The 26688-nt window shown below is 38.8% G+C and carries 21 protein-coding genes; 15 read left to right on the top strand and 6 right to left on the bottom strand.

Features of this window, described 5'->3' with window-relative positions:
- Window positions 1-330: 330 nt before the first annotated feature.
- Together FJ651_RS02305 and FJ651_RS02300 are read left to right on the top strand one after the other, a co-directional pair.
- Window positions 331-1974, top strand: coding sequence for a tetratricopeptide repeat-containing sensor histidine kinase (locus FJ651_RS02305; protein WP_140988778.1), 1644 nt, complete (start codon window positions 331-333; stop codon window positions 1972-1974).
- Window positions 1974-2639 carry a DNA-binding response regulator gene (locus tag FJ651_RS02300; protein ID WP_140988777.1) on the top strand — a complete coding sequence of 222 codons (666 nt, stop codon included), beginning with the start codon at window positions 1974-1976 and terminating at the stop codon, window positions 2637-2639. The genes FJ651_RS02305 and FJ651_RS02300 overlap by 1 nt, the downstream gene beginning before the upstream one ends.
- Before the next feature lie 658 nt (window positions 2640-3297).
- On the opposite strand, the gene FJ651_RS02295 is transcribed toward FJ651_RS02300, so the two are convergent.
- From FJ651_RS02295 to FJ651_RS02275, 6 genes are all read right to left on the bottom strand, one after another.
- Window positions 3298-3894: a hypothetical protein gene (locus FJ651_RS02295; protein WP_140988776.1), complete on the bottom strand. Its 597-nt coding sequence runs from the start codon at window positions 3892-3894 to the stop codon at window positions 3298-3300.
- Window positions 3895-3951: 57 nt separating this feature from the next.
- A complete protein-coding gene (locus FJ651_RS02290; protein WP_216746060.1) occupies window positions 3952-4989 on the bottom strand; it encodes a nucleotidyltransferase family protein in 1038 nt (345 codons plus the stop codon).
- Window positions 4990-5022: 33 nt separating this feature from the next.
- Window positions 5023-6150: a phosphoenolpyruvate carboxykinase (ATP) gene (locus FJ651_RS02285; RefSeq protein WP_140988774.1), complete on the bottom strand. Its 1128-nt coding sequence runs from the start codon at window positions 6148-6150 to the stop codon at window positions 5023-5025.
- A gap of 19 nt (window positions 6151-6169) precedes the next feature.
- On the bottom strand, window positions 6170-6331 hold the full coding sequence (locus tag FJ651_RS15675) for a hypothetical protein (RefSeq protein WP_216746074.1): 162 nt from the start codon (window positions 6329-6331) through the stop codon (window positions 6170-6172).
- A 120-nt stretch (window positions 6332-6451) separates the two neighbouring features.
- A complete protein-coding gene (locus FJ651_RS02280; protein WP_140988773.1) occupies window positions 6452-8608 on the bottom strand; it encodes a T9SS type A sorting domain-containing protein in 2157 nt (718 codons plus the stop codon).
- A gap of 906 nt (window positions 8609-9514) precedes the next feature.
- On the bottom strand, window positions 9515-12358 hold the full coding sequence (locus FJ651_RS02275) for a beta strand repeat-containing protein (RefSeq protein ID WP_140988772.1): 2844 nt from the start codon (window positions 12356-12358) through the stop codon (window positions 9515-9517).
- A 530-nt stretch (window positions 12359-12888) separates the two neighbouring features.
- Between FJ651_RS02275 and FJ651_RS02270 the strand changes: the two genes are divergently transcribed.
- The 13 genes from FJ651_RS02270 (at window position 12889) to FJ651_RS02210 (ending at window position 26685) form a co-directional block, all read left to right on the top strand.
- The gene (locus FJ651_RS02270; RefSeq protein ID WP_140988771.1) at window positions 12889-13551 is read left to right on the top strand and encodes a DUF6266 family protein; all 663 of its coding nucleotides are present in this window, start codon (window positions 12889-12891) and stop codon (window positions 13549-13551) included.
- A 1349-nt stretch (window positions 13552-14900) separates the two neighbouring features.
- On the top strand, window positions 14901-15509 hold the full coding sequence (locus FJ651_RS02265; protein WP_140988770.1) for a UpxY family transcription antiterminator: 609 nt from the start codon (window positions 14901-14903) through the stop codon (window positions 15507-15509).
- A 258-nt stretch (window positions 15510-15767) separates the two neighbouring features.
- On the top strand, window positions 15768-16628 hold the full coding sequence (locus FJ651_RS02260) for an ABC transporter permease (protein ID WP_140988769.1): 861 nt from the start codon (window positions 15768-15770) through the stop codon (window positions 16626-16628).
- 2 nt (window positions 16629-16630) lie between these two features.
- The gene (locus FJ651_RS02255; RefSeq protein ID WP_140988768.1) at window positions 16631-17827 is read left to right on the top strand and encodes an ABC transporter ATP-binding protein; all 1197 of its coding nucleotides are present in this window, start codon (window positions 16631-16633) and stop codon (window positions 17825-17827) included.
- 37 nt (window positions 17828-17864) lie between these two features.
- Complete coding sequence (locus tag FJ651_RS02250) at window positions 17865-18539, top strand: sulfotransferase family 2 domain-containing protein (protein ID WP_140988767.1); 675 nt, start codon at window positions 17865-17867, stop codon at window positions 18537-18539.
- The gene (locus FJ651_RS02245) at window positions 18539-19231 is read left to right on the top strand and encodes a sulfotransferase family 2 domain-containing protein (protein WP_140988766.1); all 693 of its coding nucleotides are present in this window, start codon (window positions 18539-18541) and stop codon (window positions 19229-19231) included. Before FJ651_RS02250 ends, FJ651_RS02245 begins: the two co-directional genes overlap by 1 nt.
- Window positions 19232-19333: 102 nt before the next feature.
- A complete protein-coding gene (locus tag FJ651_RS02240) occupies window positions 19334-20431 on the top strand; it encodes a glycosyltransferase family 4 protein (RefSeq protein WP_140988765.1) in 1098 nt (365 codons plus the stop codon).
- The gene (locus tag FJ651_RS02235) at window positions 20409-21386 is read left to right on the top strand and encodes an alpha-1,2-fucosyltransferase (RefSeq protein WP_140988764.1); all 978 of its coding nucleotides are present in this window, start codon (window positions 20409-20411) and stop codon (window positions 21384-21386) included. The genes FJ651_RS02240 and FJ651_RS02235 overlap by 23 nt, the downstream gene beginning before the upstream one ends.
- On the top strand, window positions 21383-22651 hold the full coding sequence (locus FJ651_RS02230) for a glycosyltransferase family 4 protein (protein ID WP_140988763.1): 1269 nt from the start codon (window positions 21383-21385) through the stop codon (window positions 22649-22651). Before FJ651_RS02235 ends, FJ651_RS02230 begins: the two co-directional genes overlap by 4 nt.
- A 9-nt stretch (window positions 22652-22660) precedes the next feature.
- Window positions 22661-23371 carry a sulfotransferase family 2 domain-containing protein gene (locus FJ651_RS02225; protein ID WP_140988762.1) on the top strand — a complete coding sequence of 237 codons (711 nt, stop codon included), beginning with the start codon at window positions 22661-22663 and terminating at the stop codon, window positions 23369-23371.
- Window positions 23372-24514 carry a glycosyltransferase gene (locus tag FJ651_RS02220; RefSeq protein ID WP_140988761.1) on the top strand — a complete coding sequence of 381 codons (1143 nt, stop codon included), beginning with the start codon at window positions 23372-23374 and terminating at the stop codon, window positions 24512-24514. It abuts the gene before it with no gap.
- 17 nt (window positions 24515-24531) lie between these two features.
- A complete protein-coding gene (locus tag FJ651_RS02215) occupies window positions 24532-25596 on the top strand; it encodes an NAD-dependent epimerase/dehydratase family protein (protein ID WP_140988760.1) in 1065 nt (354 codons plus the stop codon).
- A 30-nt stretch (window positions 25597-25626) separates the two neighbouring features.
- Window positions 25627-26685 carry a glycosyltransferase gene (locus FJ651_RS02210; protein ID WP_140988759.1) on the top strand — a complete coding sequence of 353 codons (1059 nt, stop codon included), beginning with the start codon at window positions 25627-25629 and terminating at the stop codon, window positions 26683-26685.
- The last annotated feature ends 3 nt before the right edge of the window (window positions 26686-26688 follow it).

Raw genomic sequence — 26688 nt, 5'->3', positions numbered from 1 at the left:
TATTAATTTTTCAAATTTTTGTTAAGTAGGTTTTACACCCCTAAAGTCCCCTCAAGGGGACAATTAGTTCTATGTATTGACCATAATTATTCAACCTATATCAGCCACGTACACCCTTCTAATATCTAATATCGAATATCCCACTTCTAATATCCCACCTTTGGCAGTCAGGCGTACCTTTATTATAGCGCGGTAATGAGATTTCTAGACGAACGTTAACCGCTTTAAGTCTTATGTCTTAGGTGGTGTAATCTTATGTCGATTATATAATATCGGCTGTGAAGAATCTAAATCAGTTTTTATTTTCAAATCTCGTCGTATTTTTAGGCCATGATTCGGTACTTCATTTGTTGCTTGGTTTTGTTGTTGTCGATGGTTGTTGTAAAGGCACAACCCAATAACGACACATTAGTGTCGCCCCATCAAGCCATTTTATATCCAAAAAATCCATCCGATTTACCAAGGGGTTTCCTTTATTATGCCAATCAAAAGGACGTCTTTTTAAAAAATGCAGATACCATTGCAGCTGTTGATGCCATGCGCATGCTGGCTATTGCGGCTTTTAAAATAGGCGATTTAACCGAAAGCGAAAATCAAAGCGTGGAGGCACTTAATCTGCTTGCTAATTTTAAGTCAAAACCCGAAATGATACCCAATCGCTTACTGGGTTTGTACAATCAGTTAGGCCGATTATACGAAGATAAAGACCTGTTTGATCAGGCCTTAAATTACTATAACAATGCCCTAACGGTAGCGGTAACTTTATCCGATAGTATTACCATTATCAATAACCGTGGTAATGTGTATCGCGAACTTGAGACCTACGAAGCTGCTAAAACAGATTACCGTTGGGTAATGGACAAAGCCCGTAGTATAAACGATACGCTGGCACTGGCACGTACCATTAATAATTATGGCGCTGTTCTTACCAGGCAAAACCATAGTGAAGCCTTGCCGGTTTTAATGGAAGGTTTGCGTTTGCGCCAACTTAAAAACAGTAAAGAAGGTGTCTTTGGCAGTTACCGCCATCTGGCACACTATTACCGGGCTCAAAACGAGTTCTTACAAGCCCGGGCTTATGCCGATAAATGTCTAAGCATTGCAAAGGAGCTTAACAGTGCGTCTTATCTTAAAGAGGCCTATAATTTACTGGTAGATTTAAGTGATGATGCTATGGTGCTTGGTTATAAAAAATTAACCGACAGTCTTAACGAAGCCAACCGTGAAGTACAAAATATCTATGCGGCCATGCGTTTTGACGTTAACCGCGAAAAACTGGTTAGTCAGCGTGCCCAAGCCCAACTGGAAAAAGAACGAAGCGAAAAACAACTTACCTTGTTGATTGCTATTTTAAGTGCCGTGTTATTTGTTGTTGTAATTTTATTTATACTGTATCGCATCAAACAAATCAAGCAGCGCGAAGTGTTTACCACTGAAAGCAGAATTTCAAAAAAGGTGCATGACGAAGTGGCCAACGAAGTGTATCAGCTCATGGTAAAAATGCAATTAAATAAAGATACTTCCGATGAGTGGTTAGACGATTTAGAGTCTATTTATAACCGTTCGCGAGATATTTCAAAAGAATTTAATATGTTGGATAACAAATTGCCATATGATGAAGTGTTACTGGATTTACTGTCGTCCTATCAGTCCGATGAGCTTCGCATCCTTAACCGCAATGTGTCCAAATACAACTGGAATGTCTTGTCTCAAAACAAGAAAAACGCCGTATATCGGGTGTTACAGGAATTGTTAACCAACATGAAAAAACACAGTGAGGCTACTTTGGTAGTGTTGAGCGTAAGCCAAATAAAGAATAAAACCGAAATTAAATATACCGATAATGGGGTAGGAACGGTGTTAAAAAAGCAAAATGGTTTGCAAAATGCGGAAAACCGCATTTTTGCCTTAAACGGAAGTATTACATTTGACACAGAACCCGGAAAAGGGTTTCAGGTTAAAATAGTTATATAATGTTTTCAAAGGTTTTAATAGCCGACGATCTCGAGAGCATCAATATGGGTGTATCGGCGGTTTTGGAAAAAATGAATATCCCGCAGATTCACAGGGTGAATTATTGCGATGATGCACTCCTTAAGGTAAAAGCTGCCGCCAAGGATGGTTGTGCATTTGATTTGGTGGTCACCGATTTGTCGTTTAAAACCGACCACCGCGAACAAAGCATCCGCTCGGGCGATGAGCTGGCACTGGCACTAAAGCTTAACTTTCCTAATTTAAAAATTATAGTTTACAGTGTAGAAGAACGCATTCCAATGGTGCGAAAACTCATTAAATCTCATGGCGTAGATGCCTATGTGTGTAAAGGTCGCAGGGGATTGTTGGAATTGGAACTGGCCATCAACAGTATCAGTAACAACCATATTTATGTGTCGCCGCAGGTTGAATCGGCCCTGCATAAAAAAAGTGTCATGGAAATTGAAGACTACGATATTGAGTTGCTCAAACACCTGGCCAAAGGTATGGTGCAAGACGAAATAGCCCACGAGTTTAAAGTTCAGCGCATCAAACCCTACAGTCTAAGTTCGGTCGAAAAGCGAATTGGTTTACTGCGCATTCAGTTTGGTGCTAAAAATGCCACGCAACTCATTGCAACGGTTAAAGATTTGGGGTTGATATAGGGTTTGGATGTTCTTGGTTTGTGGTTAATTGTTGAAGTCTTGAGCATGCCTGAATAGATCTAGTCGTAAGTCTTATGTCTTTCAGTCTTAAGTCTAAACATATTACTCGCGTTATAAACGCTGGTGTAAATGGGCACTCGTTGCAAACGAGCACCAGGTTTAGTTTAGTTCGGTCGAAAAGCGAATTGGTTTACTGCGCATTCAGTTTGGTGCTAAAAATGCCACGCAACTCATTGCAACGGTTAAAGATTTGGGGTTGATATAGGGTTTGGATGTTCTTGGTTTGTGCTGAATGGTTGAAGTCTTGAGCATGCCTGACTAGATCAAGTCGTAAGTCTTAAGTCTTTCATTCTTAAGTCTAAACATATTACTCGCGTTATAAACGCTGGTGTAAATGGGCACTCGTTGCAAACGAGCACCAGGTTTAGTTGATATAGGGTTTAATAAATTCCAAATTCCAAAATCTAAATTCCAAGAACCAAATTCAAATTCCAAATTCCAAATTCCAAATTTTAAATCTTACATCTTACATCTTACATCTTAAGTCTTAATTCCTGACATGCATGTCGCATTCCTATCAAACTAAGAAACTACACATCATACCATAAAAAAAGCCTCTACTATGAGAGGCCTTTAAATTGCTATTTTATATACACCATTAATACAATCTAAAAACAAACATTAAGTTGTACTGAAAGTGGTTATTGGCGTAAGTTGAGCCTGAATTACTGTGATTAAATGCTAATTTGGCAACACCTTGAAGTTTGATACCTTTAGATTGTTTTTTATCTAACCAAAACATAGCGCCACCTCCGATATTTCCTGAGAGGTTGCCATCTTCAACTGTAAAAAAACCAAGACCAGCTAAGGCGTAAAAGTCGAGCCATTCGGTTCTTGGGAAAATCTTTTCTCCAAAATAATATTTAAGGTGGGTGTCGATGGCAAAATAGGTAAGGTTGTCGTCAGACGGTCCTACTGCGTCAATAGCATCACCGGCTTTGTAGCCATTTAAGCTCGCCGCTAGTTCAACAGAGAACAATCTTGACCAATAAGTTTCAGCACTTACCGCCAGAGGATATCTAAAAGCCCAGTCTGAGATATCTCCAAACGGTGATTTGGTACCTTGCGAATTGATGGTGTTGAATCCAACACCTATTAACCATTCGTCTTTATCTATAGATCTTGTTGATTGACCAAAAGAGTTGGCAATTCCAAAACCGAACATTATAAGAAGCAGTAAAGTAGTATTTTTCATTTGTAACTATTTAATTAAAAGCTATCGGGCAAAATAACATATTTATTTTCAAAAATGCTAATTATGAGGTTGTTTAAATTTATTTTTTAGCAGGTTTTTTCGATAGCTTGAATTGGTTAACCACAAATACAAGCGGTTGAATAAGAACCACAAAGCACTTTTTAAGCGATGTACCAAGTAACTGTACAGAGGTAACCTTAACTTAAAAGATAACCATAAGCCTTGAAATTGTTGCCATTTGCTCAATTTTAAAACGCTAAAGTCTCTACTAAATTGTTGGGCATAGGCTAAAAACAAGCGCCCGTATTTGTGAGATTGCAGGTTTTGAATAAGTTGAGGTTGTTGTGCAATACCCAAAACCAAAGTATCATTGAGCGTTTTTAGCGATACGGTTTTGTAATAGTAGCCTAAATCGTTGATTTGAAGTGCCAGAACGCTGTGCAAACCCATAAAATAGTTATTTGGTATGGGTAAATGGTTGCATAAAACTTGTGTTTCAAGCATTTCTTTGGCTTTTATAAGATATTGTTTAGGATGTTTTAAAAGGTCGCCGTGTAATTCTACCGCTGCCAAACCGGCTTTTGAAATCTGTCTGTTAAGATGCCGATAGTTTTTGACCTCGTAATTAAAGCCAATTTGTTGGTCATAGCCGTTCTCTTTAAGCAATTCAAAGGCCTTTTGTGCTTGAGAGACATCTACTAAAATGTCAATATCGCCCACCATACGTTCAAGGTTGTTGCTGTGGGCACCTTTAATTAAAAATGCGGCACCTTTTAAAAAGAGGTGGTTGACATGTGCTTCAGACAAGACGCCATGTAGCTGCTTTATTTGTTGAAGCAGCAACAAATTGCGGTTGTGGTTGATTTGATGGATCTCTTCGAGATATGCTACCAGGTCATCGGGTAATAAGTGCAGTATTTGCAGGTCTTTGAGTCGCTTGTAGATGGTAGGTAACAATAAATGCTGACTCCCGTAATACACCAGTGCTTCCCAGTTTTGATAGTCCTTAAGTTGTTGTACCAAAGTCTCTTTAGTCCCGCTAAAACTAATAATCTGTCCAATTAACTTGTAGGTAGAAAGCTTTTGCCGTTTCATTGGTATCATTTACAGCTAAGATACTAAAACCCCTTAGTTTTTAAAGAGCGCTTCCATGATTTCAATGGCCTCATGATTATGGTGATAGTGCAACTCATAGGCTTTTAAGCCGGGCAGCCAGTCTAAAAATGCTTTGGCGTGTTCCGGTTTTGGCGACAGCCAGGTGTCGGGGATTAAGGTTTGTAAAGCGGTAACTGTCGAGATAGGTTTCAGCGCTGCTGTTATAGGGTTAGGACTGTAATGCACAAACACAATGTCTTGACACGGATAATGGCTTGCTTTTTGCTGAACAACCGGCAGGAATTTAACCGACCCTTTAGGATGATTTGCAGCCAGTGGTAGCGTGGTTATTTCAGGAATGGTCTTTTTCAAAACCTCAAAAGCCCCGGCCTTCACCGAAATGGCGGCGGGATAACTGTACACCTCCAGATTTGGGTATAACATGCCGGTTACATCGTCGGCAACAAATTCAAATCCATTAAAAGAAAGTAGTGCGGTGAGCGTACTTTTACCTTTACCCGAAGCGCCCGTCAGCATGACGGCTTTACCGTTTTTGGCTATGGTGGAAGCGTGAAAGGATGCCATCCAGTTGGCATCGTTCTGATGGTGAATCGCACCAAGAAGTAACATCACAAATCTGCCTTGCAGTAGGTGATAGTCCTTTTTTGGAAAACTCCCATAGTGTTGTTGGTTTAAAAACAAATGCAAACCATCCGGATTTTCACTTAAGTAAAATTCCGTCGTGGCATTGTTGAGGTCCTCGCATTCCAAATGGGCGAGTGCCGGATGCACATAATGCAGCAAGCCTTTATGTTGGGCGGCAATTTTAAAGGTGCTGTTAAACGCTTGGTAACATTTGGTAATTTCAGCTAATGCCGTATCGTAATGATCGGGGGCAATAGGTGTGCTGTCTTTTAAAGCATTGGCGGCCTCAAGCTGAAGGGTGATGTCTGTTTCCAATTTTGTAGCAGTAGCCTCGTCAAAACCATAACTATTTTGAAGACTATTCATAAAGTCTTCACTGTTTTTAGCGTCTAGGTAGTGACCCAATAATTCAACAAATGCTGAGGTAACAACGCTGTAATTATTAGAATTTTGGTGCCAAAGTACCACATGCCCGTTTAAGAGGCACTGGTATGTGGGCGCCAGATGCTTATTCAAAATTCTTTACAAATAGGGCTTAATCAAAATCTCCACCCGGATCAGGAGGTAGTGATTGCGCTTGTGCCGTTTTGGGGTTTAAAATTAAAAATGTACCAATGGCGGTAAAAGCCGCATATTTCCCCATTTTTTTCAGGGCTTCCTTACGGGTAATTTTATGATTGTCGCTAGTCTTTTTCACGCTATATGTTCTCTTTAAAATTCAAAAGTAATAAAATAATTTATAATTAAAAGCAATTTAAACAATGCTTTACAAAATGTTTGTTGATGGGCATTTAATAAGGGCGTTAATAATAACACCTTATTGTATCATCAGTTTTTTAGAAATGCGTTCCGCACCATTTTCAAAACTCAATACATATACGCCGGTACCCAAACCACTTACATCAATACGCTGCTCTAATTGGGCTGCATTTAATACAGTAGTACTTACCATACGGCCTTGTATATCGTATAAATGGGCTTCGGTATTGTTGTTAATAGCCCCTGCAATTACAATGGCCTTTTCGGTAGGTAGTTGATAGATATTTAAACGAGGACGGCTTTCGTCATCAATATTTAAACTGCTACCACTAACCCTTAAAAAGAAACGTCCAGTGCCACTCACCGTTTGGTTAAGTGTAACCGTATAGTTTCCGTTATCAATACGGGTGATGGTGTTGTTAACATCATCTTCCAGATACACCTCAACGGTTCCCGGTAAATTAAAAGCGGCCAGGCTAAAGGTGACATCAGTTCCGGCAGCACTATTAATTCCCAACGGAATAATTACGTCACTTAAATGGTTGGTATTAACGGTTTGCAAAGCCAGTGGAATGCCCATATTATTCTCAACTACATGAGAATACAATTTAAACCCGCTGGTATCGCCACCCCATAATTTGGCATCGTAACCGGGGTCGAAACCTAAACTACCATTATCATTAAAGTAAATATCAGTATTGTAGGTTTGGCTACCATTAGTAGCATTTAGCTTTAGGAAGGTTAATGGTTGCGTGCGCCCAAGTATAAAGTCGTCACCACTACCTACAGTGCGCATGGCCGGTGTAAATCGCAAGAATGCACCGCCTGTATCGGCTGCTACAAAAAAGCCTTGTCCGGGCGCCATGAGTCTGCCGGCAGCATTAGCCAGATTAATAACATCCCAGCCATCGGTGGCAGATCCGTCATAACCGTAGATGGCCTGTGCATCGGCAGCCAATTTATCAATATTTGTTAAGCCAGAAACGGTGTGATTTAAAAAGGCATCAATATCAATATAGGACGGATAAGGGTTGCCAATGGCATTCCACTTACCAAAAGTACCTGTTTCTGAAGTAATGGTAGCATCAAAATTGGTATTATTAGACGTACCTGTAAATAACAAATTGGCTCCACCTATTGTTGCAGCGCGGAAACCTTGACCAGATTCCAAAAGTGTAAATCTATCAGTTAAGATGTCGTAATTTTCATAAACACCACTCGCATTGTTAAAAGGTGCCCAAGCTCTGACATTTCCTGATTCGGCTAATACTCCGGCATTGGCATTGGCGAAAAGATCAAATCTCTGACCGTTTAGTGGAGGAGTAATAAGGTCGTTACCACCTGTGGTACCAGAACCAATGGCATTCACATACCTACTGTATCTTATGGGTCCATCTATAAAGCCATTATTTAAAATGAGACCAGAGTAGTTATTAGAAACAGATTGCAAATTGATTCCATTCACAGCTTCAATGAGCACACCATTGTTAACAGTTATTGTGCTGCCCGGTGATACCGTTATACTTTCGCACGTAACATCTGCGCCAAATGTATAATTTCCCGACACAATTTCTATAGGATTAACATTCGTAGATAGCCCTTCAGGATTAGCCGGTGTCCAGCCATTATCGTATACATAAGTAATGGGAGTAACGGTACCGGTTAATTGCATGTTATTTGTCAAGCCCCAACTTCTATTTGCTCCATTTGCTCTATTGTAGCCATAAATTCTAATAGTAATAGCATTGCTAGACGAAATGGCAGGTAGGTTTATATTGCGGGGTGTTGTAACGCTATTATTACCTGATACAGAGGGTATGGCATCAGTAAATACATCATTAGCAAATGCATCAAAATTGGTTCGGATAGCGAAACTCAAGGCACCATTTCTGCTATTTATGTCAGAAAATATTAGTTGGTTTAAAGTTAAAACATAACCAGGAGTAGGTGTTACGCTAAATTCAAAATAAGTTTCTATATTGATGCTGTTTGTTAATGGCCAGTTGCCGGAAACCATACTATTAGTTAGTGCAGAGCCTGTAGCAAGTGTTCCACGGCTTATTGGAGTTGCTGTAATATTGCTACCTAAAGTAGCAGTGAGCTGTGTAGCCTGAGTTCCCGGCTGCCCGGTAAAATCATAAGTCACCAAGGTGGTTTGACCAAAACCAATAAAACTGAACGATAATAGTATGACGAAGATGTAAAGTTGTTTCATATGAATAGATTTGATAGGATGTATTGTTGTTAACGGCACAAAGGTAATGCTTTAAGCGGCAAGAATATAAAAAAAATTGCTATTTACCCATTTTTTTTCAATTAAATTTAGGGAAGTTTTTCATTAGATGCACTTATCAACAGTTAATTACATAGGCTAATGTTATGATTGCTTACAAACTGAAGGCTTGCTTCTCGATACGATTCTTCGTTTCGAAACACACCCCTTTTCCGGTACCCTGGCGCTCCCGCCACAGGCGCGCAGGCGTTTGTAACGAGTGCCCTGTCTATAATTATTTTGATTATAAGCGCATTTGCAATGCGGCTTTCAAGAGAATATCAAGATGATGTGTTTAGTTAAAGGGCAGTTTTGGAGTGTTAATCGTTTCTTGTTCATTTTTTTGCTTGATCAAGACCTCTCGACAAGCTCGAGGCAGGCTACCCAAAAAACCTGCCTGCCCTGCCTGCCGGCAGGCTGGCGGCAGGCAGGAATCAAGACCCTATGAGGAACTTGCTGCGCAACGCTCGCTTTTTTCTTAAGGATGTTTATCAGGGTCTATAAACGTTATCATGACTTCCAGATTATAATAGTTAACTTTGTTTAGTTAGCTCGCTAGTTCTTCATAGGGTCGCTTTGCCCGCCTATGTTGTTTACTTTGATTGATGTTTGTTTACAATAGCTTGGCTGGTACAGCACCGAAAGCCAAAGCATCAAAAAACTGGTGTCATTGCCACGCCTGTGGCGTGATAAACTTTGCCTGTGGCGTGGAAGGGTGAAGCAATCTACACGATGGTATATCTATATAATCTTTAAGTCTTGAAATCTTATATACTTAACACCTATCATATCAGCAAAAAAAAGACAGCCATAGCGGCTGTCTTGTCTTTATGCTATAACCTGTTGCGATTATCTAATCATCAGTTTTTTACTAATGCGTGTGTTGCCATTATCAAAGCTAAGCACATATACACCGCTGCTGAGACTGCTTACATCTATACGTTGATCTAATTGGGCTGCGCTTAGGGCGGTGGCGCTAACTGCTCGACCTTGTAAATCGTATAGATAGGCCTGAGTGTTAGCACTTAATTGTCCTGCAATAACAATGTTTTGTGCAGCCGCATCATGATAGATGTTTAATGAGTTGGCCGTATCGTCGCCAATGCCAAGGGTACCGGTGGTGAATCTTAAAAAGAAACGTCCGGTGCCGCTTACCGGTTGGTTAAGGTTCACACTGTAACTGGTGTTGGTAATAGAGGTAATGGTATTATTAGTCAAATCCTCTAAATACACCTGCGTATTGGTCGGTAATTGCGATTCCAAAATACTAAATTCTAAGGTACTGCCCGATGCTGCGTTGATGCCCAGCGGAATGCTTACATCGTTAAGATCATCCATACCCAAAGCCTGTAATGCCATGGGAATTCCTGTATTATCGGTTACCAAATGAGAATAGAGGATAAAACCGCTGCTTTGGTTGCCCCAGGTACGCGCATCGTAGCCCGCATCGAAGCCTGTTGTGGCATTTTGGTTAAAGTAAAAGTCGGTTTTATAGCTTTGCTGACCGTTGGAAGCTTTGAGTTTTAAATAGGTAAGCGGGGCACTGCGTCCGGGAATAAAATCATCTGAACTTCCGGTTCTTCTCATGGCAGGGGTAAATTCTAAGCTTTCATCGGCATCGGCCGCTACAAAAAATCCTTGTCCGGGTGCCATCAATCTGGTGCCGGCGTTGGCAAGGGTAATCACATCCCAGCCGTCGGTAGCGACGCCGTCGTAACCATAAATACCCGAGGCATTTTTCATTAAGTCAATATTGGAGGTGCCTGATGCTGCATGATTTAAAAACGCTCCAATATCAATGTAAGAGGGATACGGATTGCCTATCAGGTTCCATTCACCAAAAGTGCCGGTTGGTGCTGTGATGCCCACACTTAAATTGCCGGTAGTTACATCACCGGTAAATAGTAGAGTCGCACCGGCCGCCGCGCGGTATCCTTGGCCGGCTTGCAAGGCAGTAGCGGCATCGGTTACAACATTGTAATTTTGATAAGCTCCGGGATTTGCGCCATTGTTGAAGGGTGCAAAAGCACGCAGGTCGCCTGAAGCCGCTAAAACACCGTCGTTAGTAGTAGCAAAAGCACCAAAGGCTTGTCCGCCCAAAGGCGGTGCTACCAAATCGTTGCCACCGGTAGTTCCTGAGCCAATGGCGTTGGTATAGCGGTTGTATTGTATGCTGCCACCGGTGTTGGTAACATTATTAACGATTAAACTGGAATAAGAAGTGCTGTTGGATTCTAAGGTAAAGGTTCCTGCAACTATGTCAAAATTACCACCATTTTGTACCGTAAGCGATTTACCTGCTGCAACCGTAACAATACCGTTGGTTTGTTCATAGCCCACACCGCCGTTTACCTGGGTTACCACTACATCTTCTGCAAAACTCAGGGTAGTACCTGATTTATCCACTCTTACATAGTCAAAGCTTAAAGGTAAAGAGCTGCCCGTAACTGTTTGTGCGCCTGTCCCATCAAAAAACACGGCGCGACCGTTGTTGGTTAAGATACCGTTTTGGGTAAAGTTGCCGCCTACTTTTAAGTCGCCACCTAAAGAAAGCGATAAATTAACAGTGCCATTATTTATCAAATCCCCCGTGATTTTTAGGCTTTGCCCGCCATTAATTTGAAGTAAACCTCCGGATTGAATGTTAACTGATTTGACGGTAATTTCACTACTACCTTCAATAATCAAAGTACCACCGGTTTCTATGGTGATGTCACTATTAGGTGAACTATTGAGTAATTTTAAAGTGCCGCCATTAATTGTGGTAGTGCCACTATAGGTATTTGTGCCATAAAGAGACCATGTTCCACTACCATTTTTTACAATATTGCCACTACCAGTTATGGTATTTTGAAATAACTCGCCGGACCATCCACCGGCAACAGTTAACGTACCCGATCCTAAATCTACGGTTCCACCGTTTCCTGATGCGGTTTCTGATACAGAGCGAACTGTGATGCTTTGGTCATTTAAATCAAAAGTAGCACTACTAGAAATAGTTACTGCCGTATCATTTGATAAATCTCCTCCCGCTTCAATTCTTAAAGTGCCAGCTTCTATGGCTGTGCCGCCGGTATAGGTCATGGCTCCGGCAATCTCAATGATTGAATTTTGTTTGAGCGCTATACCACCGGTGCCTTGTACATTACCGGATAATCTTAGAATATTGCCATTATTGCCAAAAACATCAATAAAGTTACCATTGTTAAAGATAGTATTAGAAAAGGTTAAGTTGCCATTTACTGGGTTGAATTCTACTGGGGAATTCTGTAAGGCAATTGGTATATTTATAATATGGCTTCCAACACTTAAGTTTCTGATTATAGGGATATTAATACCTTCATTTCTTAAATCAATTCCTTGGCCATTTAGCGTTCGGGTATTCGTATTACTACCATCAAAAGTAATTCGATTTATGTTGAAAAAACTTTCGCTATTATTCATTATTAGTTCATGGTTGTTGCCAAAAACTAAATCATATATTCCGAAACAATTAGGTGCGTTTCTCGACGTATTACCTCCAAAATGTGGGTAAAACCATTGAGAGTTAGATGTTCCAATTTCTCCGCAAGGATTGGCCTCAAACCATTCCCCATTTACAGCTTCAGAACGCCAAAATATTTGTTGTGTTTGTCCATAACTAAAAACAATACAAAAAAAAACTGCGGCTATACTCACTAAATACTTATTCATTTTTATTGTTGTTTTAAAAAGTTTCAGAAGGAATTATTTTATAAAATTATAATTTAAAAGACAAAAAATAATCCGCAAACGTTTTCGTGTTGATAAATAATTGTTGAGTGTGGCTTTAGAGCTTTTGATGGTATGGCCTGTTTGAGAAGTGATAATCGGTAATACCTTTTATGGTTTTTGGGCTAAGCCGGTTGAAAAATGGGAATAACTTGTTAATAACTAAGCTGTAAACAACACAGGAGCTGTCCGTTATTTTATTACATTTATATCATGTTGAAAGAGAGGATGGGCCCTTGGCTCGTCTTCGGGATGGGCAGGGGATTGGTTCGGATGTTGTTCTAAGAAACACCGATATTTATACGTAGCTGCTTCGATGTTTAGTCGTATATTGTATATATGACGTGCCTTTATCGTAAAAATATCGAAGAAACTACGATTAAGAGTGGGCCAAGGCTTGAAGTATGCCGGATGTATACTGGAAGGATCCCTTGGGGGTTGATGGCGTATGAATCACTTAAATTTTATGAGATATGGCCAGAATTGTTAAAAATCCGTTTGGAGAATTATCAGGAAAGGTTGGTGAATTGGTGTTTAAAAAGGGTAAAAACGGTGCCTATATAAGTATGGTACCTACACCCACCAAGAAGAAGCCCAGTGTGCTTCAGGAGCGACAACGCTTAAAAATGACGACGGTGATGGACTTTTTAAAACCGTTGAAACGCTTGTTGCAAGAGGCTTATGTGCCGTTTGCATCTCAAAAATCGGGGTTTCATGCGGCGAAATCGTATTACTTGCGTGAGGTGGTCATACCCGTGAATGATTCTTTTACCATCGATTACCCCAAAGCACTCATCAGTTTTGGCGATTTGCGTCCGGCTACCGGTGTGCAACTCACCTGTCTGACGACAGGCAGGCAACCCGGGAGCGCGCCACAGGAAATACGCCTTAGCTGGACCAATAACAGTGATCAGGCCATGGCTTATGGCGATGATGCCCTGATTATAGTGACCCACACACCGGAACGTTCTATAACCAATATCCGTTATGATCTGGCGGTAAGAGCCGAGGGTGAAGTGACCTTGCAACTGGGGATGTATGCGACTGGTGCGGTAACACATGTTTGGCTAGGGTTTTACAGACCGCATGAGCAGCGTGCTGCTATGAGTACCTATGCGGGTAGTGTGGTGGTTTGATGGGTTGTTGCTCGTCCCCAACGGAGTTGGTGGATGGGTTTTCTGTTGTTTGTTGTGTGTTTGTTGAGTTCTGAATTAGATTGAGCCAAAGCCAAATCTTCAACAAACGGAAGTCATTGCCTGCCTGTCGGCAGACAGGCGAACCCCAACTTGTTGGGGTGTGGCAATCTCCTCGAGTCAGAACATATATTCTTAAAAATAAATTCAGAGTTTAAAGGAGAATGTTTATGTTGAAGGTCGATTTGGAGTTTTAAATATTTTCTTGTTCATTTTTTTGCTTGATCAAAAAAACGAACCAACAAACCTGCCTGCCGGCAGGCAGGAATCAAGACCCTATGAGGAACTTGCTGCGCAACGCTCGCTTTTTTCTTAAGGATTTTTATCAGGGTTTATAATGATTATCATGACTTCCAGATTGTAATGGTTAACTTCGTTTAGTTAGCTCGCTAGTTCTGCATAGGGTCGGTGGGATTGCCATTGGTGTTTACTCATAACGGGTCGGGTGGGTTCGCCTATGTTCTTTTCTTTGATTGGTGGCTTGTCCCCAACGCAGTTGGCGGATGTTTTCAACGCTTTGTTTGGTGCTGAATCCAAAGCCAAAACCTCAACAAACGGGAGTCATTGCGAACCCAAAGGGTGAAGCAATCTCATCGAGTCAGAACATGTGCTCTTCAATATAAACTCGCCCCTGGCGCTCCCACCAGAGGCGCGCAGGCGTTTGTAACGAGTGCCTGTCTGGGTTATTCTTGCTACACCCTTGTCATGGGGTTTAATTCTCTCCAGGACGCCTCTCGGCTCAAATCTATCAAATGATGTTTTTATAGAAATTAATTAACTGTTATTTTGTCAATGCCTACAGTAACTATTAATTGTTTAAAGTTTAATTAAAATCCATTTATTTTAGGGAGTGATTTTTGTTAACTACGGTTAATATTTACTTATTTGAGTTCGTTTTTTTGTCTCTACCCTAGCCCAAGGGGTAGGCAAAAAAATTTGGTTTGAAGTTTTGAAGGCCGTTTGATTAGAGGTTATGGTTTTAGTCTGACGCATTTGATTATTTATTTTTTTGAGTTGACTTATTAATTCTTTTTTTTGGAATAGATGGCTTTTACAACTGTAATGACTCAATAGTCATGAAAAAATGAACGGAAAATTTCACCGAATAAAACACAAAGATTAAATCAATCACTTTGAACATTTAATTATATGGCTTATGTTTGCCAAATATTGTTTTAAAGAAAATTAGCTTGTTAAAAATCATCATTTTGCTTTGTAAATTATTGACCCCATATCAATGACAACAACGGCAAATTATTCAGGTCAAATCAATAAAAAAACAACCGTCTCTAGTGGTTTTTAAAGGAGATGAACCTAGCATGTTAAATAATTCACCTGCCATATATACCAAATCACCCCAAGATAGTCAAGAGGCTTTAAAATCACAGCAATGGCTGGTGGTCAAAACCAAGCCACGCGCCGAGAAAAAACTGGCGCAGCAACTCTCGGCTCATGGCATTAACTGTTATGCCATTACCTACACTACCCTAAGACAATGGTCAGACCGCAAGAAAAAGGTAGAGCTGCCACTCATTCCAGGAGTGGTGTTTGTGGAAAATAGCATAGAGAACATAACGGCTTTATACCAATATGCCTTGGTACAGGGGGTTTTAAAAGAGTTCGGACAACCGGCACTGGTAAAATGGCACGAAATTAACAACCTGCTCTTATTGGCCAAGGCCTGGAGTGGCAACGAGGTGCAGCTTGATATGGGTGGTCCCCATTTGTGTGAAGGCGATTGGGTGGAGGTCACCCAGGGACAGTTTAAAGGCATGCGCGGCACCTTAACAGAGTTAAAAGGGCAACACCGTTTGGTGGTGGCGCTCGAAGTACTGCAATGGGCAGTAACGTTAGATATTTCAAAATCTCAGGTAAAGAAGCTGAATGACATCGCAGCCTAGGGATTGATAATATATTTATTATAAATTAGTTAGCACTGAAACATGTGACTGACATTGGCGAAGCCGTGCGCTGAAGGGAGAGAAGAGAATATAGAGAAGAGAGAAGAGAGGACGGAGGACAGAAGACGGATGATAAAATAATCATGACAAAAAAATAAAAGACCTACAGGTTCACCGGTGAACTGCATGAGGCGTAAAAGTTAAAATAAACTAAGAGACTAGAAAACTCAAATACTTAAATACTCACAAACTAAATAAATGACATCGCAACAAAGTCCACTACCGGTTAAAATATACAAGCGGCAAAACAAAGCAAGGGTATTTTCATTGCTGAAAGAAACCCTTCAAGATTTGTGGGGTTCTCATTTTTTGGCCTGGCAATTTGCCAAGCGCGATATCAGCTCGCAATACCGGCAATCTTATTTGGGAATTATATGGCTGTTTTTAACGCCTTTGGCTTCTGCGGCCATTTGGATATTTTTAAATAGCTCAGGAACCTTAGCCATCGCCGATACCGGGATGCCTTATCCTGTTTATGTGTTTTCGGGAACTTTGATTTGGTCTATGTTGTTAGAAGCTATCAATTCACCCACGGTAAGTACCAATGCCGCACGCAGTATTTTAAGTAAAATCAACTTTCCAAAGGAAGCACTAATTCTATCTGGTATTTATAAATTGTTGTTTAACAGTAGCGTTAAAGTAGTGCTCTTAGTGGTATTTATATTTGTGTTTGGTGTTGGGTTTCATTGGTCATTATTGCTATTTCCATTGGTACTGTGTTGTGCCATTCTGGTTGGTACAGCTTTTGGTTTACTGTTGACGCCCATAGGTTTGCTCTATACCGATGTGTCGAGGTTAATCACCATGGCGCTGTCTTTGGTGATGTACCTTACACCGGTTATGTATGGCATCCCGGATAGCGGTATCATGAAAACCATTATGACCTACAACCCATTTACGCCCTTAGTCACCACTCTAAGAGATGTAACCGTTGGGCAAGACGTACAGTTTTTAAGTTATTTTATAGGTTTGACAGGAGCAGGTATAGTGTTGTTGTTGATAAGTTTGGTGATTTACAGAATTTCCATTCCCGTAATTGTAGAACGTTTAAGCGCATAGATATGGCAGGTGAAGTATTGGTAAAAGTAGAAGGCGTCTCAAAAAAATTCTGCAAAGATTTAAAAACGAGCTTGTGGTATGGCGTTAAGGATATGTTTATGGGCATTAAAGGCCATGACACCGATGGCGAGTTGCGGCCTAAGGAATTCTGGGCCGTCAAAGACATTAATTTTGAGTTGCGCCGTGGCGAGTGCTTGGGTTTAATTGGCCATAACGGTGCCGGTAAATCCACCTTATTAAAAATTTTAAACGGCTTAATCAATCCCGATGCCGGTACGGTGACCATGCGCGGCAGGGTGGGCGCCTTGATAGAACTGGGCGCCGGTTTTAACCCCATCCTCACCGGTAGAGAAAATATTTACAACAACGGCGCGGTTTTAGGGTTTACCCGTAAAGAAATAGACGCCAAAGTAGAAGCTATTATCGATTTCTCCGAAATAAGAGAGTTTATTGATATGCCCGTACAAAACTACAGCTCGGGTATGAAGGTAAGACTGGGTTTTGCGGTCGCGGCCCAAATGGAACCGGATGTGTTGATTATAGATGAAGTGTTGGCGGTAGGAGATTTAGGATTTGTTTTAAAATGCTTTAGAACGATAGACGTACTTTTAAAGAATACGGCAGTGATATTTGTTTCTCATAACATGCCTATGATTTCCAGAGTTTGCGATCAAGTCATTTTACTGGAGAACGGCGAAGAAGCGTACCATGGAGGTGATGTGAGTAAAGGAATAGATGATTATTATAAAAAGTTTGTCAATAACCACGCTAACATTGTTTATGATGCAGGCGTACTCGAATTAGAAAAAATTCAAATAGTAGATGCCAATAAAAGTCCTACAGATAGTATCAATTGGGGTGAGACGTTATCTATTGAAATTTGTTTAGGGATAAAGAAAAATATAGATATACCAATTTTTAAACTGGTTATTTTTGATAAAGAACAAAGACCCGTAGCTGTTTTGAAGAAAAATGAAACTAATTCTCATTTAAAAATATCAAACCATAAACTACATTTTAGAATAACACACGAAAGAAATCAATTAACTAAAGGCATATATACCTTAAGTCTGGTGGTATTTAAAGCCAATAGTATTGAGGCCTTATTGCGCGTGAATCAGGTTCTGCAATTTCAGGTAACGCATGAGGAAGATCATTATCAGTCTTTTTTACTTGATGCACATTATAAGCCTATTTGAGGGACTTTAGAAACCTATAATCAAACAAATATTAATAATGTATTATATTCTACATAAAAAGAAAAATTTGCACTTTCTCCATATCGGCAAAACAGGAGGCACAGCTATTAAACACGCTTTAACAAAGAACTGTGATGTTAAACATATAAAAATACATTTGCACAATCATAAATTCAAGCTTACCGCAGTACCTGAAGGTCATCTTTGCTTTTTCGCAGTTCGAAATCCTATAGACCGATTTATTAGTGGGTTTTACTCAAGACAAAGGAAAGGACAACCAAAATATTATTCTGAGTGGAGCGCTTCCGAAGCTATTGCATTTCAGATATTTCACACGCCTAACGAATTAGCAAGAGATTTATATAGTGATAATAGTCAAAAACGTATTAACGCGGAATTTGCGATGTATTCCATAGAGCATGTCAGGTCATCATATTGGGATTGGTTTATTAATGAAGAATACCTGCTTCAACGCAAACAATCTATAGGTTTTGTTTTTCAACAAGGGCAATTAGTTGACGATTTTGAGGAGTTTAAGAGGAAATTTAAGCTCCCTGTAAATCTTCATCTTCCTGATAAAAATACTGTTGAGGCCCATGCCAATGATATTACATTAGATAAAAATTTAGAGCAACAATCTATTGATAATTTGACGCAATGGTACCAAGATGAATTCAAATTTTTAAACATTATCAAAACAATAGTTAAATAATGATATCACATAAACATAAATGTATTTTTATCCACATTTCTAAATGTGCAGGTACAAGTATAGAAAAGGCATTTGGTATAAACACTTCAAGTTATTTACATGCTGACCACGATCAATTATTTGGTTGGGATGAAAATTTGAAATTACATTTACAGCATGCAACTCCCCAACAACTTATAGATTTAAATTTGATCTCTAAAGATCAATGGTCTACTTATTATAAATTTATAGTCTACAGGAACTCTTGGGATAAGTTGTTATCAGATTATTTTTGGACAGGTAGGAGTTACAAAATAGAGGATTCTTTTAAAAATTATTTAAAAAGGAAGGGCAAATTTAGTAATATCTTGAATAACACTCAAAATCATTTGTATTGTGGTAACCATTTAGCACTACAAAAAGACTATTTTTATTTGAATGGTCAAAAGATTGTTTATGATGCCGAAATAAATTTTGATTCTTTGCAAATCGGCTTAAATCGCGTTATCGAAGATTTAAATTTAAACTCTGATTTCTTCAATGTTATGGCGAATGTTAATCCCATAAAAAAGAATCACTACAGTTATTATTATAATTGGAAAACAAGAAACTTAGTTTCAAGAATATACAAAGAGGACATTGATTTTTTTAGATTTAAATTTGAATATAAAAATATAATATTGAAATATTTCAATAAGTACGCTATTAAATAATGATTCACAATATTTTAAGTAATTTTGATTCTTTTTAGAAAAATAAAATCGGCTTTTTACCATCTCAATGTTTTTAAAAACAAATGCAAAAGGGATTGGGAGTTGTATTTACAAAGAAGAGTAGTTTTTAATTGGTTTAAAAAACTCAAGAAAGAACAGCCACAAGTATATATTGGCGCTAATATCTTAAAGCTTAATGGTGTTGATTTTCATATCCACGCCATCCATAAAAATTCGAATCTTTCAACCACACTTGTTCCGCCAGATGCTATTTTAAAGAAAATAAGTATGGATGTTTTTTTAAGAGATTACATCCAAGAATTACAAGTACCTGGTACTGCTGTTTTACATTCTCATGTGTATCCAAAATATATTTTATGGTGCCAAGAGCAAAGGGCTAAAAACAACAATTTAAAATGGATTCATACGTATCATTTACACTATTTTAAAGAACATACAGGCAAAGATTTGTTAAACTGGCAAAAAGAATTCAATAGGGTTTTTGTAGAAGAAGCCTCTAAGGCTGATGTCAAAATATCGGTGTCGAAATGGCAACAAAAATTTTACAAAGAGAAATTTAATATAGACACTATTTATATTCCTAATGGCGTTGATGTAGCACAATGTGACAAAGCAGACGCTCACTATTTTCAGGAAAAATACCACTTAAGCAATTACATTTTAAATGTTAGCAGGCATGACCCTGTGAAAAATCCCGGAGAGTTTGTAATGTTAGCTAAAAGCATGCCGGAGCATAACTTTGTCATTATAGGCAGTGAGTTTTCAGAATTGTTATTTCAGGAGCACTACCATATCATACCACCAAAAAATTTAAAAATTTTTGGAAAAATGTCTCAAATAGAAGTACAACACGCCATTGCCGCGTGTAGGTGTCTGATAAGTACCGCAAAAAAAGAAGGCTTACCTACTTTGGTCTTAGAGGGTATGGCCCATAGTAAACCTGTGGTGGTCTCCAATGAGCCTGGAAGTATGGAAGCCATCGATAACGGCGCTTATGGTTACTTTTATGAGTTAGGTAATATGGAGGATTTAAAAGGAAAAACCCTGTTGGCCATCAATGATAACACCATAGGTTCAAAAGCCAGACAGCGGGTTTTAGGGGAATATGATTGGAAGGTAGTTATAAAAAAACTAGAAAAAATGTATTTAGAGAACTATGAAACTATATCAAAAGATTAAGAATTTATTTCGTTACATTTTATTTCCAATATATGTATATAAAAGTTACATAAGTTTACGCAATGTTGAAAATCATATTTTTAAAGGTCATCAAAAGAAGTTTTTATTAAAAAATGCCGTAATAGTTAAAATGGCAGGAGGTTTAACAAATCAAATGATTTGTTATATGGCAGGACGATTATTAGCCGATATTAAAAAGGCAACATTAATTATTGATACAACGTTTTATACGAATACCAAGGAAGGGCAGACGAGTCGTAATTTGCAAATAACAAATTATGGAATAAGATACGATATCATTATACCTGATTCTGAAACTATAAATTTTATAAAAAGTCAAAATAACATCACGATTTATAGTAAAGGGAAACTTAAATTGCTAAATAATGATATTGAAAGAATTAAGAATGAAGTACTTCTTCACGATAGTGTTGAAGTCAATATATGGGCCTCTCTTGATATAAGAGAAGCCGCAACTGATTATGCCAAGAATAATAACATTTTTGAAGAGCTTACTCTAGATTATAAAACTTTTTTTAAAAATGTTGATTATGAATTTTTAAATCAAATCAAAAATTCTAAAAATCCAGTTGCCATACATGTTCGACGAGGTGATTTTTTGACTAACGAAGGGGGGCAATCTGTTACTTTAGATTTTTATATAAATGCAATTAACGATATAGAATCAAAACTTTCGGCAGGTGCATTTTTTGTTTTTTCTGATGACATAGATTGGTGTAAAAAACATCTAAAATCCGAATTCCCAATTCATTTTGCCGATTTTAATGATGATCAAAATGGATTTAAGGATATGTATTTAGCCTCACAATGCCAGCATTTTATTTTAACCCAAGCGTCAACTTTTGGTCATCAAATTGTTTTATTAAGTAAAGAACATGAAGGCAGAATAATTATTCGTTCTTCTGAAAATGATAAATTGAGAAATCAATCTTGAACCAAAGTATTACCTTTTGTGCATACGATAAACCCGGTAGTATTGGTGGTCCTGTTACCTGGTTACAGCATTTATTACCGGCATTAAAGCAGCGTGGTTTGGATGTGCGCTGTCTTATTTTGTTTCATCTGGGTGAGACAGGACCTTTATACGAGCATTTAACCAATCATGGGGTACCATGCCAAACCACCAAATTTAATAATTATACAGAAGACAATATCAAATGGATACTTGAATGTCTTAAGAATGAGCCTCCTCAAATCTTTGTGCCTAATCTGGTAGTCCCTGCTTATTACGCTTCTAAATGGGCCAAAAAAGCGGGGATTTATACGATAGGCGTATCGCATTCCGACGATCCTTTTTATCATGCCATCCAAAAAGAATTTATAGACGGTTCAAAAGATTTCAGGCTCAGTGGTATGGTGTGTGTATCCGGCGAATTAGAAAAACAGTTAAAGGGCAGCGCTTTTGCTAATGAAATAGCTGTAGAGCGCATACCTTATGGTGTTCATGTTCCTCAAGAAAAAGCGAAACGCTTAGATGCCAACCTAAAAGTAGTGTATGTGGGCCGGTTTGCCGAAGAACAAAAGCGCATTTCTGAAGTTGCTAAGGCATTTTGCAGAATGACTGCAGCAATACCAAATACATCAGCTGTTTTCTATGGTGATGGCCCCGATAAAGGCAATTTAGAAAGCATTTTACAAACCGAAGGCGAGGGTTTACCTGTAAGTATTGCCGGTAGTATTCCCTCACATGAGATACAAAAAAAGTTGCTAGAAGCCCACGTGATTGTCTTGCTGTCTGATTTTGAAGGTTTGCCCATTTCAGTCCTGGAAGCCATGGCTTGTGGTGTGGTACCGGTATGTTTGCAAATGAAAAGCGGTATATCGGAACAAATCAAACAAGGCGTAACAGGCTTTGTAGTTAATGACCGCAACGATGATTTTTTAAATGCCATTAAAACACTTCAGGCTGATCACACTTTATGGCATACCATGTCTAAAAATGCAAAACAATACATTTCAGAGAATTTTACTATGACTCTATGTCATGAGCATTGGTTTAATTACTTGTCAAGTTTTAAATCTAAAAAATTGAATATTGTATCCGTACCAAAGTTATTAAAATTGCCAAGCGTGCATCCTGATTTAGCACGTGCAGACAAAAGAAGGCCAATAATTGATTTAGTTAATCTACTTAAGCTACGTCTAGGCTTGCTAAAGCATCGTTTATATAAAATTTTAAATCAAAACAAATCAATGTAATTTCAGGTTATGATAGATCATAAAAATAAATGCATACTTATACACATACCTCGAACCGGCGGTACTAGCATTGAGGGAGCTTTTAACATAGAAATGAGTTATAATGATTATTCTGAAAAGCATTTAAAGGCAAGTGAAACAAAACAATTAATAGGTATTGAAATTTGGGAGGATTATTTTAAATTTTCTGTCGTTCGTAACCCATATAGTCGACTAGTATCATGCTGGAAAAGAGGTTTTTATTATCCAAAAAACACTGAAAAACTTTATGATTTTGTAATAAATTTTAAACCTGCTAGGCATGAGGTTCAAAGCCCATTTTACCATGATATTATAGATGAAACTTTAGATTATGTTTGTAGATTTGAAAGATTAAATGAAGATTTTTCTATCGTATGCAATAAACTCAACCTTAATTTGCAGCTACCCCACATTGAAAAATCAAATACTGAAAAACCTTATCAAAGTTTTTATGACAAAAGGACAAAAGCAATTGTGAAGTACTTATACAATAAAGATTTAAAAATATATAATTATAAGTTTGAAGATTTAGATGAATCAACTAAATTAAGTTTCTATGAGTATTATTATTATGTTTTTGAATATTTTGTTAAAAAATACTTTTCAGTTTTAAAAAGAATTTTTAATACAATATTGAACAGTAAACCAGTAAGGTTTGTGGTTTTATCATTCCGAAAAATCCTTTCATTTTTAAAATAAATGAAAATTTGCATCATACAAGCCGGCACCAGTAATTTTAGCGGTTCCTTTATCAGGGCTCACGCTGAGCTGATGAAAGGGGATAAAGTGTTGATACATGGACCAACGCACGATTTACAATATAACAACCGTTCCATTGGTCTGTTTTACAGCAAACACCCATGGTTGCAAAAGCTAAAAAAACTATTACCCCAATGGCTTTACCATAAAAAAGTCACCTTATGGCAGCAATCGTTTAATGGTAAACTAGATGCCTTAGCAGGCTTTTTTAAAGCCCACCAAGTCAATGTAATTTTAGCAGAATTTGGGTTCCAGGGAGCGGCCATCACACCTTTTGCCAAAAGTTTGGAGATACCTCTGGTAGTCCATTTCCACGGGCATGATGCCCACAGAGATCCTCTGTTAACCGATGAAGTCAAATCTAATTACAAAGCCATGTTTGCCTATGCTTACAAGATTGTGAGCGTCTCGCATTTCATGACCGATAAACTATTGTCATTAGGCTGCCCCGAAGATAAGATTGTCTATAACCCTTATGGACCGCAAGCTTTTTTTTATGAGGTACAATCCAGTTATGGTTCTACCATATTAAATATTGGGCGTTTTACAGATATTAAAGCACCCCAATTAACGTTGCAGGCTTTTAAAGATGCCATGCCAAAATGTGCCGAGGCCCGTTTAATTATGGTGGGTACCGGCGAATTATTAGAGGCATGTAAATCCATTGCCAAAGCATGGCATATTGAAGACCGGGTTACTTTTACCGGGGGTATCAACCACAATCAGTTGATGCCTTATTTTAATGACGCTTGTATGTTTGTGCAACATTCTGTGCAACCCTCTTACGGCGATGCCGAAGGCACTCCAAATACCATTTTAGAAGCGAGTGCAGCGGCCTTGCCGGTGGTCTCTACCAGACATGCCGGGATACCACAAGCCGTGATACATGAGCAAACAGGGTTGTTAGTAGATGAGTATGATGTAAAGGCCATGAGCGAGGCTATGGTAAAATTGTATAACGACAAAGCCTTATGCCAACAGATGGGACAAGCCGGAAGGCAGCATATGCAAACTAATTATAATATCAATAGACATATCAGTGTGCTTGATGATTTAATAGTCTCAGCAAGAAAAGCACATTAAGAACTTAATATAAAAACATGAAAACACATTTAATTTCGGGCGGTTGCGGTTTTGTAGGGCGCAATATGGTAAATCGTCTTTATAACAACACTAACGATCGTATTGTATTTATAGATAATTTAGCGGTTGGTAAGCATCCCAATACCTGGCTGAACCATCCCTTTCAAAAAAGTCAAGGCAATATGAACATCTATGGCGAAGACGAGCGCCTGTGCTTTATTGAAGAAGACTTTAGAGTTACCTTGCAAAAGCTCGTACATCAACCGGAGTATCTTAAAAAGGAGTTGGGGCTGGACATTGAGCGCTTTGCGGATGTGTACCATTTTGCGGCCATTGTAGGCGGACGCGCTATGATTGACGGGGACCCCATTCAAGTGGCTTTAGATTTGTCTATCGATGCCGAGTTTTTTTACTGGATCAGCCGTCACAAACCGGAGCGGGTGTTGTATCCAAGCTCGAGTGCAGCCTACCCGGTCAATCTTCAAACCGAAAGCAACGCCATACAGCTCAAAGAAAGCGATATTGATTTTAACCACATGGGGCAGCCCGATATGACCTATGGCTGGACCAAGCTTACCGGTGAGTTTTTGGCGCAGATTACCGCTAAGCACTATGGGGTGAGTATTACCTGTATCCGTCCGTTTTCAGGTTATGGCGAAGATCAGGATTATTCCTATCCCACGCCTGCCATTGCCAGACGTGCGGTATTTAAAGAAGCACCTTTTGAAGTGTGGGGTAGTGGGCATCAGGGTCGCGATTTTGTGCATATAGATGACGTATTGGACTGTGTTGAGGTGGCCATGGAGAAGATTCATGATGGTAGTGCCATTAATATCGGACAGGGTGTTTTAACCTCGTTTAGGGATTTGATTGAAATTTTTTGTGAGTTCGCAGGCTATCAGCCAGAGATCAAACCGCTGCTGGATAAACCGGTTGGGGTACACAGCCGTTATTGCGATATGACCTGGGTAAAAGACAATTTGGGTTGGGAACCAAAGATATCCATACGTGAAGGCATGAAACGGGTGTATGATGCCGTGATGGCTCGCGAGATTGCGGAGGGGAATTTGAAACCTGAATAATATATGAAAATTTTATTTGCTAATTTTATTTTGCAAGGTAATCTGTTTATGGAAGACCTTAAATTAGGTTTGGAACAACATGCCGAGGTTATCTGGGATTATGAAGAATTCTGGAAATGTGAAAATGAGTACGATATCATACACCTCCATTGGCCAGATTTTTTATCTTATGAAGTCCAAAAGTGGACCTGGGGTACAGATCCGTTGCCAGCAAAAATGTATTCTAAAATTGAGGAGTGTTTACAATATTGGAAAGAAAACTCCACTATTGTTTACACAAGACATATCCAATACCCTCATTCAAGAAATGATGAAGATGTTTTAAAGTTATATCGTATGGTAACTTCATATTGTGATACAGTTGTTCATTTTGCCAACTATAGTGTAGAGCAGTTTAAGGCCTGGTATCCTGAACATAAAGGCATTACCCATGTGGTGATTCCACATCACAACTACGCCTCAATGCCCAATAACTCAAATAAAGCATCAGCGAGACAACACTTGAATATTAATCCCGATGCCACGGTAATGATAGTGTTTGGTCTTATTAAAGAGCACGAAAAAGAATTAATTAATAAAGCGTTTAACTATATTCCTAGTAATAATAAAGTCTTGTTAGCACCAAAATGGAAAATTAACAGACGAAAAATTGGTTATATAAGACTTCGCGAATGGGTGTGGAAATTTGAAAAATGGCTAGCAACTCTAAATCCCAAAAGAAGAATAGATTTAGGATTTATTGAAGATGAGGATGCGCACTGGTATTTAAATGCCGCAGATTTCCTGTTTATTCCTAGGACTTCAGAATTGAACTCTGGGAACATTACCTTGGGGTGTACCTTTGGTTTGGTGGTTGTCGGATACAATGGAGCAGATATCGGTGAAATATTAAATGAGACAGATAATCCTACTTTTGATATAGTTGATGAACAAAGTTTAAAAGTAGCTATTGAAAATGCAGTTTCTTTGGCTAGACAGAAACATGGAGAAAAGAATAAGGAGCTTGCCATAAAGGAATGGAACGTTCCAATGATTGCGAGTGAATATATTAATGTGATGAAAGAAACTAAGCTAAGAACGGGTCGTTAATCA

This window comes from Paucihalobacter ruber (assembly GCF_006494535.1).
GTDB lineage: Bacteria > Bacteroidota > Bacteroidia > Flavobacteriales > Flavobacteriaceae > Paucihalobacter > Paucihalobacter ruber.
The sequence above is the reverse complement of the archived record's forward strand: the minus strand, read 5'-3'. Positions and strand labels throughout refer to the sequence as shown.